This is a genomic window from Pseudomonas sp. PDM27, assembly GCF_019219205.1.
Lineage (GTDB): Bacteria > Pseudomonadota > Gammaproteobacteria > Pseudomonadales > Pseudomonadaceae > Aquipseudomonas > Aquipseudomonas laurylsulfatiphila.
Window position 1 is genome coordinate 301,124 of record NZ_JAHUWF010000004.1, and the last position, 14,395, is coordinate 315,518.

Consider the following 14,395-nt stretch of genomic DNA (forward strand, 5'->3'; position numbering starts at 1 on the left):
CGCAGAATTTTGACCTTCAAAAGTCACCATCGGAGAAGAAAAAACATGAAAAAAATCATCCTGCCGGCACTGGCCATTCTGCTATTCACCCAATCCCCAGCCCACGCCATCAACGACAAATACCGCAAACAACTCGAAGCCTCCGGTTGCACCCAGGTCAGCGAGCTGGAGGGCTGCGACATCCACAAAACCAGGGCGGAAAATGCCAAGGCCGGGTTCAGCAACCCGCAGGCCCCGGCCGCTACCGACAGCACAACCAGCCCACCCCCCTATGCCGGCCAGTGGGTCGCCAAAAGTGACGCTGGCACGACCGTCGCCACCATTCGTATCGACGCCAAAGAAAACGTCTGGGTCAATGGCGAACGGGTCAAGGCCAAGCGCACCGACGGTACGCTGCAATTCCATCAAGGCAAGCTCACTTTCACCATTCAGGGCGACCGACGGTTGATCAACGAAGACTACTGGAGCGACAGCGACGCCGGGACCAGAGGGCCGATCCAGGTCGAGTAGCTTCGGGGCGAAGGAGGGGGCGTCAGGCCTGTCACGAAATGAAAAGCCATTGTCGTCTGATGAGAAGCATCGCGGCAGGTGGCAACTTACAGTCCAATCAGCGCAATTCGATGCAACACGCCCATATTGCAGATTGGAGAATAAGAAAAATGGCCAAAGCCGTACGCTTTTATGAAACCGGTGGTCCCGAAGTTCTACGTTACGAGGACGTCGAAGTCGGCGAACCCGGTCCAGGCCAGGTTCGTCTCCGTCATGTGGCGGTTGGCTTGAACTACGCCGACACCTATTTCCGTAATGGTACCTATCCGATTCCTATGCCCAATGGCATGGGCGTCGAGGCTTCCGGCGTGGTCCAGGCCGTTGGTGAAGGGGTCACCAACGTCGAAGTCGGTGACCGCGTCACCTACACCGGTTTTCTCAATACCCTTGGCGCCTACAGCACCGAGCGCCTGATCCCGGCCGCGCCGCTGATCAAGCTGCCGGAAACCATCAGCTTCGAAACCGCCGCCGCCATGACCATGCGCGGCCTGACGTCTTCGTACCTGATGCGCCGCATCTACGACTTCAAGGCTGGCGACAGCATCCTGCTGCACGCCGCTGCCGGCGGTGTCGGCCTGATCGTTTCGCAGTGGGCCAAGTTGCTGGGCCTGAACGTGATCGGCACGGTGTCGACCGAGCAAAAGGCGGAAATCGCCCGGGCTCACGGTTGTGACCATACAATCAATTACAGCCATGAAGACGTCGCCGCTCGCGTTCGCGAACTGACCGACGGCGTGGGCGTCAACGTGGTGTTCGACAGTGTTGGCAAGAACACCTTCATGGGTTCGCTGGACTCGTTGAAACCCCGTGGCCTGATGGTCTGCGTGGGTACCGCATCCGGTCCGATCCCGGCGTTCGACCCGGTGATGCTGGCGATGAAAGGTTCGCTGTACCTGACCCGTCCTGCCCTGGCCAACTACATCAGCGACCCGGCGGAAAAAGCCGCCCTGGCCGGCGAGTTGTTCGACCACGTTGGCAGCGGCCGGATCAAGATCGAGATCAACCAGCACTACGCCTTGCAGGACGCAGTGCAGGCCCATCGCGACCTTGAATCGCGCAAGACGACCGGCTCTTCGATTTTCGTCGTTTAAGGAGCGGCCAGCCATGAAAGTCGAACAATTGACCTGCAGCATTGGCGCCGAACTGATCGGCGTCAACCTGGCCGACGCGGTGCATGACGACGGTCTGTTTGCCGAGATTCGCGCCCAGTTGCTCAAGCACCGCGTGGTGTTCCTGCGCGATCAGGACATCACCCGCGCAGAGCACGTGGCCTTCGCCCGACGCTTCGGCGAGCTGGAAGATCATCCGGTGGCCGGCAGTGATCCGGATCATCCGGGACTGGTGCGGATCTACAAGAATCCGGACCAGCCGATGGACCGCTATGAAAACGCCTGGCACACCGATGCCACCTGGCGCGAAGCACCGCCGATGGGCTGCGTGCTGCGTTGCGTGGAATGCCCGCCAGTGGGCGGCGACACCATGTGGACCAACATGGTCCAGGCCTATGCGAACTTGCCGGAAGAGGTAAAGGTCAAGATCGCCGACCTGCGTGCCCGCCACAGCATCGAAGCGAGCTTCGGTGCGGCGATGCCGATTGAAAAACGCCTGGCGCTCAAGGCGATGTACCCGGACGCCGAGCACCCGGTGGTGCGCACCCATCCGGAAACCGGCGAGAAGGTGCTGTTCGTCAACGCCTTCACCACCCACTTCAGCAACTACCACACCCCTGAGCGGGTGCGCTTCGGCCAGGACGCCAACCCCGGCGCCGGCGAGTTGCTGCGCTACCTGATCAGTCAGGCGTACATCCCCGAGTATCAGGTGCGCTGGCGCTGGAAGCCGAACAGCATCGCCATCTGGGACAACCGCAGTACCCAGCATTACGCCGTCATGGATTACCCGCCCTGCCATCGCAAGATGGAACGTGCCGGGATCATCGGCGACAAGACGTTCTGATCGAACGCCACCTGCATTCGCACTCGTAAACACGCTTACCCGGCACGACCCCGGGTGGGCGGGACAATCATAAGAACTGGCATAAGAACTGGAGTAGACCATGCAATTCTTCGACGACTCGCTGCACCCGGAAAACATGGAAAAGGTAGTCATCACCGTGGCCCCGTACGGCCCGGAATGGATGCCGGAAGACTTCCCGGAAGACATCCCGCTGACCATGGACGAGCAAGTCCAGAAAGCGGTCGAATGCTATGAAGCCGGTGCCACGGTGCTGCACTTGCACGTGCGTGAACTGGACGGCAAGGGCTCCAAGCGCCTGTCGAAATTCAACGAGCTGATCGCCGGTGTGCGTGAAGCCGTGCCGGACATGATCATCCAGGTCGGCGGTTCGATTTCCTTCGCCCCGGAAAGCGATGGCGAAGCGGCCAAGTGGCTGTCCGACGACACCCGCCACATGCTGGCCGAGCTGACCCCCAAGCCGGATCAGGTCACCGTGGCGATCAACACCACCCAGATGAACATCATGGAGCTGCTGTATCCGGAATACCTGGAAGGCACTTCCCTGGCCAATCCGCTGACCCAGGCCGCCTACAGTGAAATGACCGTACCGGCCGGCCCTGCATGGGTTGCCGAGCACCTCAAGCGCCTGATGGACAACGGCATCCAGCCGCACTTCCAGTTGACCGGCATGCACGCCATGGAAACCCTCGAGCGCCTGGTGCGCAGGGGCATCTACAAGGGCCCGCTGAACCTGACCTGGATCGGCATCGGCGGCGGCTTCGACGGCCCGAACCCGTTCAACTTCTTCAACTTCATCCACCGCGCGCCGGACGGTTGCACCCTGACCTCCGAATCGCTGCTCAAGAACGTCATGCCGTTCAACACCATGTCGATGGCCATGGGCATGCACCCGCGCGTGGGCAATGAAGACACTATCATTGATCACAAGGGCGATCGTTTCGGCTCGGTGGCGCAGATCCAGCAAACCGTGCGCATCGCCCACGAACTGGGCCGCGAAATCGCCACCGGCAAAGAAGCCCGCGAGATCTACCGCATCGGTGTGCAGTACGAAACCATTGAAGAAACCCTGTTGGCCAACGGCATGGCCCCCAACCGCAAGGCTGGGCAAAAAGGTGTACCGCAACGCGGTTGACCGAGGGTCGGGACGAGAGGCCGTGACCTCTCGTCCGCCTGACCGTTACACGCTTGATAACAAAAATAAAACAAAGCTCTTGAGGAGGCTGCATGGCCTTTCACCCAATAGCCGCTGACGATGACGACTCCAGCGGAGTCGGCATTGCGCGCCAATATGCCTGGATCGTCTTTGCCTTGACGTTCGGCCTGTTGATTTCCGATTACATGTCGCGTCAGGTACTGAACGCGGTATTCCCCCTGCTCAAGACTGAGTGGGCGTTGAGCGACGGACAGCTGGGTCTGCTCAGCGGCATCGTTGCCCTGATGGTCGGCCTGCTGACGTTTCCCCTGTCGTTGATGGCCGACCGCTTCGGCCGGGTCAAGAGCCTGGCGCTGATGGCGTTCCTGTGGAGCGTGGCGACCCTGGGTTGCGCGTTGGCGCAGGACTACCAGCAGATGTTCATCGCACGGTTCATGGTCGGTGTCGGCGAAGCCGCCTACGGCAGCGTGGGCATCGCGGTGGTGATTTCGGTGTTCCCCAAACACATGCGGGCCACCCTGGCCAGTGCCTTCATGGCGGGCGGGATGTTCGGTTCGGTGTTGGGCATGGCGTTGGGTGGTGCGATTGCCGCCAAGCTGGGCTGGCGCTGGTCGTTCGCCGGCATGTCATTGTTTGGCCTGGTGCTGGCGTTGATTTATCCGCTCATCGTCAAGGAGGCGCGCATTGCGCCACAACGTGCCGCGCAGATTGCGAACAAGACGGCTGCCGCGGTCAAGCGTCCGCTGCGCACGCTGTGGTCCAGCCGTTCGGTGGTGTCGACCTATATCGCCAGCGGCTTGCAGTTGTTCGTCGGCGGCACGGTGATGGTGTGGATTCCCAGCTACCTCAATCGCTACTACGACATGCCCACCGACAAGGCCGGCGGCATGGCGGCGATCATCGTGTTGTGCAGCGGTGCGGGCATGATCCTGTGCGGCATGCTCAGCGATCGCCTGTGTCGCAACTCGCCGGAGCGCAAGGTCAGCCTGGCCATCGGCTTCTGCCTGGGCAGTTGCCTGCTGTTGTCGGCGGCGTTTGCCTTGCCGGCAGGGCCAGTGCAACTGCTGCTGATCTGCCTGGGCATGGCGATTGCCACCGGCACCACCGGCCCCGCCGGTGCGATGGTTGCCAACCTGACCCATTACTCGGTGCACGGTACGGCGTTCGCCACGCTGACCCTGGCCAACAACATGCTGGGGCTGGCACCGGGACCGTTCATCACCGGCCGGGTGTCCGACCTCATCGGTCTGCATGCCGCGTTTCAACTGGTGCCACTGGTCAGCCTCGCGGCGGCGGCGGTGTTCTTTTATGCCAAGTGTCATTACCACAAAGATATTGCCCGGCTTCAGGGTCAGAGCGTGCCTGACCCTGTCGGTGAAGCGGGTTTAGAGGTGAAGTTGTGAGTCGTCGTTTACGTATTGATGTGTTTTTCGATTTTATCTGCCCCTGGTGCCTGATCGGCAAACGCCAACTGGAGCATGCGCAGGTGCAGTTTCGCAGTCGTCACCCGGATGTGCAGATCACCACGGTGTGGCATGGCGTGCAGTTATTGCCTCAGATACCGGTAGAGGGTGAACCCTTCGCCGATTTCTATCGCAAGCGCCTGGGCAATGCCGACGCCATGACCATGCGCCAGAAGCAGGTCCAGCAGGCGGCCAGTGCGGTTGGCCTGGCCATCGACCTCAGCCGTATCGAGACGATGCCCAACACCGCTGACGCCCATCGCTTGTTCAAGCGTGTCAGCGAACTGGGCAATGCCAGTCAGCGTGAAATGTTGCTCGAACGCCTGTTCGCCGCTTACTTCCTGAGACGCGAAAACCTCGGTTGCCGCGAGACCTTGCTGGCCATTGCCCGCTCCTGCGGCGTTGATGCGCACGGGCTGCTCGATTGCCTGAAGGGCGATGCCACGCCGTTCGAAGGATCTCCCGGCGCGACCAGTGGCGTGCCGAGCTTCAAGTTCGACAACCGCATGACGGTGATCGGTGCACAACCTGCTCAGGCGCTGCTCGGGGCTATGAACGAGGCCCTCAAGGAAAGTGATCGCGAGCGGCAGCCCGCATGACCCGGCGCATTCCCGTGCCGGCCGGCAAACACCCGCAGGCCGGTGGCCGGGCGCTGTTCGAATTCGAGGACAAAAGCCTGGCGTTGTTCAACGTCGACGGGCAGCTGTTTGCCATCGACGACAGCTGCCCGCATCAGGGCGCTTCGCTGTGTGGCGGGCGCCTTGAGGGCCGGGTGATTCAATGCTGCGCCCATGGCCTGCGCTTCGATTTGCACAGCGGTTACTTGCTCAACTCCAGGCAAGTCAAAGTCACCAACTACCCGGTCGAGATCATCGACGGCCAGGCGTTTATCGTCATCGTTTCCGAGGAGGCCGCGCCATGAGCGCCATTGCTCTCACCCGCATCCACAGTCGCACGCGCGAACTGGCACCGGGGTTTATCGTCAGCCTGATCGTGGCGGCCGCCGCGTCGTTCCTGTCCGAGCACTACGGTGCGCCGGTCATGCTATTCGCCTTGCTGCTGGGCATGGCCCTGAATTTTCTCGCCGATGACGGTCCGTGCAAGGCCGGTATCGAGTTCACCGCCCGCACGGTGCTGCGCATTGGCGTGGCGCTGCTGGGCATGCGCATCACCCTGGAGCAAATGGCCGCGCTGGGCTGGAAGCCGATCGCGCTGGTGGTGATCCTGGTGGTAGTGACTATCGGCGTGTCTGTGATTGCCGCCAAGGCCCTGGGTTTCCAGCGCCTGTTCGGCATGCTCACCGGTGGCGCGACCGCCATATGCGGCGCCTCGGCGGCCCTGGCATTGGCAGCGGCGCTGCCGAACCATCCGCAGAAAGAGCGGGCCACACTGTTCACTGTGATCGGCGTCTCGGCGCTGTCGACCCTGGCGATGATCGTTTACCCGATGATCGCCAACTGGCTGCAGTTGTCGCCGCAGGTGGCGGGCGTGTTCCTCGGCGCCACGATCCACGACGTGGCCCAGGTGGTCGGCGCCGGCTACAGCATGTCGACCGAGACCGGCGACACGGCCACAGTAGTCAAGCTGATGCGCGTTGCCATGCTGCTGCCGGTGATCGTCACCGCCGCGATGATCACCCGCATGCAGGGCGCCGACCCGACCGGCAAGCGCCCGCCGCTGTTGCCATGGTTCGCCGTTGGCTTTCTGATCCTGGCCTGCATCAACAGCACTGGATGGATCGCGCCTGCGGTGCAAGGCACGGTCAACGAACTGTCGCGCTGGTGCCTGGTGATTTCCATCAGTGCCCTGGGCATGAAGACCCGCTTGCGCGAGCTGGCGGCGGTCGGGGTCAAGCCGATCCTGCTGATGGTGGGGGAGACGGTGTTCCTCGTCGTGCTGGTGTTGTTGCTGCTGCGCTGGGGGCTCTGAACGCCTCGTCACGCACAGGTTTTATGGCAGGGCCACACGGCGTTGACTCCTCATGCCGTGGGGCTCTCGACCGGTGTCACAAACACCGGTCTTTCGCGGCGACTGTACCAGCAGTCGCCGTTTTTTTTGCTTTCACCGGTTTGGACTAGGACGCGGTCCCTTGTAGGCGCTGGCTTGCCAGCGATGGTCGTTAACGATATCGCGTGAGATCTGGATGAACGCGGCGTACTGGAATCCATCGCCAGCAGGCTGGCTCCTACAGTTTTAGCGTGGGCGCGGTCGTTTGTGGGAGCTGGCTTGCCTGCGATGGTCGTTAACGATATCGCGTGAGATCTGGATGAACGCGGCGTACTGGAGTCCATCGCCAGCAGGCTGGCTCCTACAGTTTTAGCGTGGGCGCGGTCCCTTGTGGGAGCTGGCTTGCCTGCGATGGTCGTTAACGATAACGCGTGAGATCTGGATGAACGCGGCGTACTGGAGTCCATCGCCAGCAAGCTGGCTCCTACATGAAGAGCCTTTTTTGTGTGCTCGACTCAGGATTCTTTCGGGCCGGCGACAGGTTTTGCCGTGGATTGTTTTTGCGCACGCCATGAAGCCGGCGGCATCCCGAACTGGCTGATAAACCACCGCGTAAACGAACTCGCCATCGAATACCCAAGCATGTCGGCAATCCGACTCAACGAGTAGTTCGGGTTGTCCAGGTAACGCAGCACCAGGTCTCGGCGCACGTCGTTGATCACGTCGTTGAAGGCGCAGCCGTCGTCCTTGAGGCGGCGTTGCAGGGTGCGTACGTTCATGCCCTGGCTCTGGGCGACCTGTTCGATGGTGGCGCGCCCCATGGGCAGCAGCAGGTAGATCGCCTTTCGTACTTCGAACAGCATCGAGGTGCCTTCGTGGCCCTGCAGCGAGTCGAGGTAGCTCTGGGCGTAGCGGGCCATGGCCGGGTCGGCGTTGGGGTTGGTCATGTCGAGGCTGATGTCGGGGCAGACGATGCCGTTGAACTCGCTGCCGAACTCCAGTTTGCAGCCAAACAGCCGGCGGTGCAGGTGCAGGTTGTCCGGTGCCTGGTGCATGAAGTTGACGCTGTAGGGATGCCAGTGTGAGCCCAGCAGGGCCGAGCACAGCCTGAACATCACACCGATGGCCAGCTCCGTGGCCTGGCGGCTGGGCATGGGCGTTTCGGTGACCACCTCTTCGCGAATGATCACCATCTTGCCGGCCTCTTCGATGAAGATGGCCAGCGAGTCGTTCATCAGGTGTCGGTAATCCACCACGACCTGCAAGGCATCGCGCAGGGTGCGCTGGTGGCTGAGCAGCAGGCTGACCACGCCGAAGTCCGAGAGCTGGCGCGACTCGGCCATGCTCAGGCCGAAGGTCTGGCAACCGCTGGCGGCGGCGGAGTCTTCCAGCAGGCGCACGGCGGCATCGATCTGGATGCGGTGTTCAGGGGCTTGCAGTTGGGCCCTGCTCAGGCCGACAGCGGCCAGCACGTCGCGCGGGTTGAAGCCCAGGTACTGGGTGACCTCAAGGTAGTTGGTCAAGACGGCGGCGCGAACAAGCTTGGTCATGCGAGGGCTTCCCTGTGCCGGTGGTGATTGGCGTGAGCGTGGCGACTATATCCAGCGTATCAACAGTTGAACAGTTGTCATGTCGTTGATGGTTTTCATGCTGTGCGCTCACCCATCTTCTACGCTGCAGGGAGCCATCAGCGCTCATCCGTTGATTACAGTGACCCTGCGCCAACCTGCGGGGTTTTTAGACCGGCGGTCACGCGTCTGAGTGTCCGACAATTTGTCATCAAAAGAAAAGTGCCTGACGTCCAATGTAAAGCGCTTCGGGTGGGCTCAATTTAATGTCGACCCTACAAAAAGCCCCTGGCGAAAACAGCCAGTCGAGTTATCGAGAAAGCGAAGGTGTTGACCGTGGACAAACTGCAAACTGCCGCCACCGTTCTGATCGTTCCAGGTCTGCGCGAGCACGTGGCCGAACATTGGCAAACGTTGCTGCAAGCCAGGCTGAGCAACGTGCGTAGCGTCCCGCCGCTGGAGACCGACAAGCTCGATTGCATGGCTCGCGTGCGGGCCATCCAGCACGAACTCGAGCAGATCGACGGGCCGGTGATTCTGGTGGCCCACAGTGCCGGCGTACTGATGGTCGCGCACTGGGCTGCGCACTACAGCCGTCCGATCAAGGGCGCTTTGCTGGCCGCGCCACCGGACCTCGATGCGGTCTGGCCGGCAAACTATCCATCTTCCGAAACCCTGCGTAGCCAGGGCTGGAATCCTCTGCCACAAGGCCCGCTGCCATTTCGCAGCATCGTGGCCGGCAGCACCAACGATCACCTTGCCACGCTGCCTGCGGTCACCCGCATGGCAGAAGGCTGGGGCGCCGAATTGCTCAATCTGGGCGATGTCGGTCACCTCAATCCGGCCGCAGGATTTGGCCACTGGCCGCAAGCCGAAACACTCATCCTGGAGCTGGACCGCTAGTACAAGGAGCTGGACTGGCAGTACGCCACCGGCATTTGCCCTCATTCCTTAAACGCAAACACGAAGAGGTTTGCGTGAGGGCGGCTGCGCTAAAAACAAATACAAAAAGGCGGAGACAACGCAATGCACAACAACAAGAGTCACGGCTTCACCGCTCCACGCTACACCTTGCTGGCCTCGGCCATTCTCGCGGCAACCGTACCGGTGGCCCATGGGGCCGAAATCGAGACGGGGAATCCGGACTGGAACGTACGGGTGGATAACACCATCAAGTACAACTACGGCGTGCGCACCGAAAGCGCCGACAAACGCATGTTGGGAACGCCGAACAACAACGACGGCGACTACAACTTCCGCAAGGCCGGCACCAACATCACCAACCGTATCGACCTGTTGACCGAAATGGATGTGGTCTACAAGAACGCCATGGGTTTTCGTGTCAGCGCCGCCAGCTGGTACGACAAGGCCTATGACAACACCGGCTCCAATTCCAACCCGTTCGTCAACGGCAACGATGCGCGTTCGGGCCTGATTGCCAACGACCCGCGCCTGGCCGGGGTCACCCGTGACAACGTCGGCAACGGCAGCCCGCACCTGAGTAACTATGCCCAGCGCTACTACAGCGGTCCTTCGGGCGAAATCCTCGATGCCTTCGTGTTCTACAGCACCGAAGTGGGCGAGGAGTCGATGTTCAGCGCCAAGGCCGGCCAGCACAACGTGTTCTGGGGCGAGACCATTCTCAACCCGGTGCACTCGGTCAGCTATGGCCAGTCCGGCCTCGACCTGGCCAAGCTTGCCGCGTCGCCGGGTACCGAGGCCAAGGAACTGTTCGTTCCGCGTAACCAGCTGTCGATGACGTTCACCGTCAATCCCGAGCTGACCGTGGGTGCCCAGTATTTCCTCAATTGGGATGCCGCGCGCCTGCCGGAAGCGGGCACCTATTACGGCGGTTCCGACCTGGTCGGCTTCGGCGCGCAATCGTTCCTGTTGGGCAACACCAACGCCGTGGTACCGGGCAGCCCGCTGGGTTGTGGCCTGGCGCCGTGCAACGCCTTGACCAATGTGCGTCGCGGCAAGGACCTGACACCGCATGACAGCGGCGACTGGGGCGTCATGGCCAAGTGGTCGCCGGCGTGGCTGGATGGCACCCTCGGCGTTTACTACCGCGAAACCTCGGAAATCCTGCCGCAAGCCTATCTGGACGCCAGGGGCATTACCTCGGCCAACCCGAACGGCACCCGTCCGGCGGGGCAAGTGCCTGCGGTGATCAACACTCTCAATTCGCTGGACACCGCCACCTATCAACTGGCCTATGCCGACAACATCAAGATCCTTGGCCTGAGTCTGTCCAAGGATGTCGGCGGGATCAGCGTCGGTTCGGACCTGAACGTTCGCCACAACATGCCGCTGGCCAGTATCCCGGCGATCGTCAGTACCCGCAGCCCGCTGGGCCTGGGTCAAGGTCTGGGTCTGCTGCCTGCACGTACGGATGCCACCGGTGTGATCTACGACACCCCGAGCCGTGGCGACAGCATGAGCGCCACAGGCGACACCCTGCACTGGACACTCAACGGTCTGATGACCCTGCCGAAAACCCCGGTGTTCGATCAGGCCACCGTGCTGGCCGAGCTGTACTACAGCAACCTGCTCAAGCTCGATAGCAAGAACGAAGCGCTCTACAAGGGCAAGGACAGCTATCGCGGCATCGACGCGCCGACCCGTGACAACTGGGGCCTGGCAGTCAACTTCACACCGACCTGGTACCAGGTGTTCCCGGGTGTCGATCTCAACGCACCAATGTCCGTCAACGTCGGTCTCGACGGCGTGTCGCCGGTCTCCGGTGGCGGGGCCAAGGACACCGGCAACTATGCCGTGGGCGTGGGCGCCATTGTGTACAACAAATACTTTGTCGACCTGAAGTACGTGGACTCCTTCGGCCAGACCGACAAGTGCAACGTCAGCGGTGTGAGCACCGGCCCGAACGGCGGCGACGGCTCCACCCCGAACGCCTTCAGCGGCAACGAAAACTACGCCTGCTACGCCGGCGGCTACTCGTCCTTCTCCGGCGGTGGTGCCACGACCGAGGACCGTGGCGCCCTGTACCTGACGATGAAAACAACATTCTGATTCACCACTGATTTGCTCAATGCAAGCAGGAGAATAACAAGATGAAATTTGTACAAACCGTGTTGGCCGCTTCGCTGGCCATGGTCTTCGCCGCCCAGGCACAGGCCGCTGTTTCAGCCCAGGAAGCCGCCAAACTGGGCACCAGCCTGACGCTGGTGGGCGCCGAAAAAGCCGGGAACGCCGATGGCTCCATCCCCGCCTACAACGGTGGCCTGACCACCGCGCCGGCCAGCTTCAAAGCCGGCGACAGCATGCGCCCGGATCCGTTTGCCAGTGAAAAGCCGCTGGTGGTGATCGACGGCAAGAACGTCGATCAATACAAGGGCATGCTCACGGCAACCACGGTAGAACTGGCCAAGCGTTTCCCGACGTTCCGTGTCGACGTGTTCCCGACGCACCGCACCGTTTCGCTGCCTCAAGCGATTCTGGACAACGGCGTGAAGAACGCCAGCGGCGCCAAGTCCCTGGAAGGTGGCCTGGCCATCGACAACGTGCTGCCGGGCATTCCGTTTCCGATTCCGCAGTCGGGCAACGAAGCGATGTGGAACTTCCTGTTGCGCTACCAGGGCGTCAGCATCAGCTCCAAGTACGACTCCTGGAACGTCGACTCCGCCGGTGTGCCGAGCCTGGCGACCACCGGGCAGGCGAACATCTCCTACCCGATCTATGAAAACCTCTCGCAGCCGATCAGCAGCGCCGACGTGTACTACCAGATGAAGCTGGCGTACACCGGCCCTGCGCGCCGTGCCGGCGAGGCGATCATGCTCAAGGACGCCGCCAACCCGTTGCAACAGCCACGTCGTGCCTGGCAGTACTTGCCGGGTCAGCGTCGAGTGAAACTGGCGCCAAGCCTGGCCTACGACACGCCTAACCCGGGTACCGCCGGTGCGGGCACCTACGACGACGTGTTCGTGTTCAACGGTGCGCTGGACCGCTACGACTGGAAGCTGGTGGGCAAGCAGGAAATGATCGTGCCCTACAACACCTACAAGCTGACCTATGTCCAGGATCCGAAGTCGCTGACCACCGCCAATCACCTGTCGCCTGACTTCGTGCGCTGGGAAAAACACCGCGTGTGGGTCGTCGAAGGCAACCTCAAGGCCGGTGCCCGTCACATCTACGCCAAGCGCCGCTTCTACCTCGACGAAGACAGCTGGACCGCTTTGGCCTCGGATCAATATGACGCCCGTGGTCAGCTCTATCGTGGTTCCTTCGCCTTCCTGAGCCAGAGCTATGACAAGCAGGTTCCGGACTCGACGCCCTTCATGATCTACGACCTGGTGGGTGGTTCGTACAACATCAACGGTGTGGTCGGTCCTTACGGCGGCATCAAGTACATCGAGCCGCTCTCCAAGGCCCAGTGGTCTTCGGAATCCCTGGCAGGCGCCGGCATTCGCTAAGCCACGATCCACTGTGGGAGCGAGCCTGCTCCGGGCGGCGTTCCGACGATGGACCAGAGGGCGACGCGGGCATCCAGACAGCACGCGTCATCGTTCACGACCATCGCGAGCAGGCTCGCTCCCACATGACCTGCACGGCGTGAGGTTTTACCGTCAGGCACACGCAAGTGTGCCTCGACGCGGTTTTCCGAAGAGGACGCAGCATGTGTTCGTATAAAAATAATATTGTGCGTTTGGCGTTCGGTGTTGTGCTCGGCCTGTCGCAGGGCATCGCCCAGGCAGCCGAATACGTCGATGTACTGGACCTGCCCGCCAGGGCCAGTGCCTTGGCGATCAACAGCCCGTTGTCCGGCATGACGCGCGCCGGCGGGCGCGTGATTACCGTCGGCCAGCGTGGCCATATTCTGTTTTCCGATGACGCCGGTCAGCATTGGCAGCAGGCCGCCGTGCCGGTCAGCGCCGATCTCACCGCCGTGAATTTTTCAACGCCAGCCCAGGGCTGGGCGGTCGGTAACGACGGTGTAGTGCTGCACAGCAGCGACGCCGGCGCGACCTGGAAGAAGCAACTCGACGGTCGCCAGATCGGCGAATTGCTGATCAAACATTACTCGGCGCTGGCCAAGGCCGAGCCGGGCAACGAGCAATGGCCCCAGTTGGCTATGGAAGGCCAACGACTAGTCGATCAGGGCGCGGACAAACCGCTGCTCGACGTCTGGTTCGCCAACGAAAAAACCGGCTATGTGGTCGGCGTGTTCAACCTGATCCTGCGCACCGACGACGGCGGCCAGACCTGGACGCCATACCAGGACCGCACCGACAACCCGCAGGGCTTTCACCTCAACGCCATCGCCTCCACTGGCGATGCGTTGTACATCGCCGGCGAGCAAGGCCTGTTGCTCAAGTGGGACGACAGCGCCCAACGCTTCAATGCCGTGCCGACGCCGTATCAGGGCAGCTTCTTCGGCGTGCTCGGCAAGCCCGGCGAAGTGCTGGTCTACGGCCTGCGCGGCAACGTGCTGCGCAGCACCGATGGCGGTCAGAGCTGGACTGCGCTGGATAGCGGCCTGCGCGTCAGCATCACCGCGGGCCTGATCGATGCCCGTGGCAATTATCGCTTGTTCACCCAGGGCGGGCAGATGCTGGTCAGCCAGGGGACGGGCGCGCAGATGCATCTGGTGCGGCAACCGGCACCGACGCCGGTCGCCGGCGCTGCCCAGTCCACCGACGGCGCCCTGGTGCTGGCGGGAAGCCGTGGTGCCCGGACGCTGTCCGCCGATCCAGCCCTCGAACCCTAAGAGCGAGAACCCAGAC

General features: G+C 61.9%; 13 protein-coding genes. 12 read left to right on the top strand and 1 reads right to left on the bottom strand.

Annotation, left to right across the window (positions count from 1 at the left end):
* Positions 1 to 45 precede the first annotated feature (45 nt).
* The 8 genes from KW838_RS11555 (at position 46) to KW838_RS11590 (ending at position 7,068) form a co-directional block, all read left to right on the top strand.
* Positions 46 to 510 (top strand): hypothetical protein, encoded by a 465-nt coding sequence (locus KW838_RS11555; protein WP_218501134.1) that lies wholly within the window; start codon positions 46 to 48, stop codon positions 508 to 510.
* A 149-nt stretch (positions 511 to 659) separates the two neighbouring features.
* Positions 660 to 1,640, top strand: a complete 981-nt coding sequence (locus KW838_RS11560; RefSeq protein WP_015093595.1) for a quinone oxidoreductase — start codon at positions 660 to 662, stop codon at positions 1,638 to 1,640.
* 13 nt (positions 1,641 to 1,653) lie between these two features.
* Positions 1,654 to 2,502 carry a TauD/TfdA family dioxygenase gene (locus KW838_RS11565; RefSeq protein WP_102701059.1) on the top strand — a complete coding sequence of 283 codons (849 nt, stop codon included), beginning with the start codon at positions 1,654 to 1,656 and terminating at the stop codon, positions 2,500 to 2,502.
* 100 nt (positions 2,503 to 2,602) lie between these two features.
* Positions 2,603 to 3,655 carry a 3-keto-5-aminohexanoate cleavage protein gene (locus KW838_RS11570; protein WP_007979210.1) on the top strand — a complete coding sequence of 351 codons (1,053 nt, stop codon included), beginning with the start codon at positions 2,603 to 2,605 and terminating at the stop codon, positions 3,653 to 3,655.
* Positions 3,656 to 3,747: 92 nt separating this feature from the next.
* On the top strand, positions 3,748 to 5,079 hold the full coding sequence (locus KW838_RS11575; RefSeq protein WP_102701058.1) for an MFS transporter: 1,332 nt from the start codon (positions 3,748 to 3,750) through the stop codon (positions 5,077 to 5,079).
* Positions 5,076 to 5,738 carry a DsbA family protein gene (locus KW838_RS11580; protein ID WP_102701057.1) on the top strand — a complete coding sequence of 221 codons (663 nt, stop codon included), beginning with the start codon at positions 5,076 to 5,078 and terminating at the stop codon, positions 5,736 to 5,738. Before KW838_RS11575 ends, KW838_RS11580 begins: the two co-directional genes overlap by 4 nt.
* Entirely contained in the window at positions 5,735 to 6,061 is a 327-nt protein-coding gene (locus KW838_RS11585; protein ID WP_015093598.1) for a Rieske 2Fe-2S domain-containing protein, read from the top strand. Before KW838_RS11580 ends, KW838_RS11585 begins: the two co-directional genes overlap by 4 nt.
* A complete protein-coding gene (locus KW838_RS11590) occupies positions 6,058 to 7,068 on the top strand; it encodes a YeiH family protein (RefSeq protein ID WP_218501135.1) in 1,011 nt (336 codons plus the stop codon). Before KW838_RS11585 ends, KW838_RS11590 begins: the two co-directional genes overlap by 4 nt.
* 533 nt (positions 7,069 to 7,601) lie before the next feature.
* On the opposite strand, the gene KW838_RS11595 is transcribed toward KW838_RS11590, so the two are convergent.
* Positions 7,602 to 8,636: an AraC family transcriptional regulator gene (locus KW838_RS11595; RefSeq protein WP_102702185.1), complete on the bottom strand. Its 1,035-nt coding sequence runs from the start codon at positions 8,634 to 8,636 to the stop codon at positions 7,602 to 7,604.
* A gap of 354 nt (positions 8,637 to 8,990) precedes the next feature.
* Here KW838_RS11595 and KW838_RS11600 point away from each other — a divergent pair, with 354 nt between their 5' ends.
* The 4 genes from KW838_RS11600 (at position 8,991) to KW838_RS11615 (ending at position 14,379) form a co-directional block, all read left to right on the top strand.
* Complete coding sequence (locus KW838_RS11600; protein ID WP_218501136.1) at positions 8,991 to 9,557, top strand: alpha/beta hydrolase; 567 nt, start codon at positions 8,991 to 8,993, stop codon at positions 9,555 to 9,557.
* Between the two features lie 123 nt (positions 9,558 to 9,680).
* On the top strand, positions 9,681 to 11,684 hold the full coding sequence (locus KW838_RS11605) for a DUF1302 domain-containing protein (protein ID WP_218501137.1): 2,004 nt from the start codon (positions 9,681 to 9,683) through the stop codon (positions 11,682 to 11,684).
* 41 nt (positions 11,685 to 11,725) lie between these two features.
* The gene (locus tag KW838_RS11610) at positions 11,726 to 13,084 is read left to right on the top strand and encodes a DUF1329 domain-containing protein (RefSeq protein WP_102702188.1); all 1,359 of its coding nucleotides are present in this window, start codon (positions 11,726 to 11,728) and stop codon (positions 13,082 to 13,084) included.
* Between the two features lie 203 nt (positions 13,085 to 13,287).
* Complete coding sequence (locus tag KW838_RS11615; protein WP_218501138.1) at positions 13,288 to 14,379, top strand: YCF48-related protein; 1,092 nt, start codon at positions 13,288 to 13,290, stop codon at positions 14,377 to 14,379.
* Positions 14,380 to 14,395: the final 16 nt, after the last annotated feature.

Coding starts and splice junctions, on each gene's coding strand:
- KW838_RS11555 (WP_218501134.1), top strand. CDS start 46: ATGAAAAAAATCATCCTGCCGGCACTGGCCATTCTGCTATTCACCCAA.
- KW838_RS11560 (WP_015093595.1), top strand. CDS start 660: ATGGCCAAAGCCGTACGCTTTTATGAAACCGGTGGTCCCGAAGTTCTA.
- KW838_RS11565 (WP_102701059.1), top strand. CDS start 1,654: ATGAAAGTCGAACAATTGACCTGCAGCATTGGCGCCGAACTGATCGGC.
- KW838_RS11570 (WP_007979210.1), top strand. CDS start 2,603: ATGCAATTCTTCGACGACTCGCTGCACCCGGAAAACATGGAAAAGGTA.
- KW838_RS11575 (WP_102701058.1), top strand. CDS start 3,748: ATGGCCTTTCACCCAATAGCCGCTGACGATGACGACTCCAGCGGAGTC.
- KW838_RS11585 (WP_015093598.1), top strand. CDS start 5,735: ATGACCCGGCGCATTCCCGTGCCGGCCGGCAAACACCCGCAGGCCGGT.
- KW838_RS11590 (WP_218501135.1), top strand. CDS start 6,058: ATGAGCGCCATTGCTCTCACCCGCATCCACAGTCGCACGCGCGAACTG.
- KW838_RS11595 (WP_102702185.1), bottom strand. CDS start 8,636: ATGACCAAGCTTGTTCGCGCCGCCGTCTTGACCAACTACCTTGAGGTC.
- KW838_RS11605 (WP_218501137.1), top strand. CDS start 9,681: ATGCACAACAACAAGAGTCACGGCTTCACCGCTCCACGCTACACCTTG.
- KW838_RS11610 (WP_102702188.1), top strand. CDS start 11,726: ATGAAATTTGTACAAACCGTGTTGGCCGCTTCGCTGGCCATGGTCTTC.
- KW838_RS11615 (WP_218501138.1), top strand. CDS start 13,288: ATGTGTTCGTATAAAAATAATATTGTGCGTTTGGCGTTCGGTGTTGTG.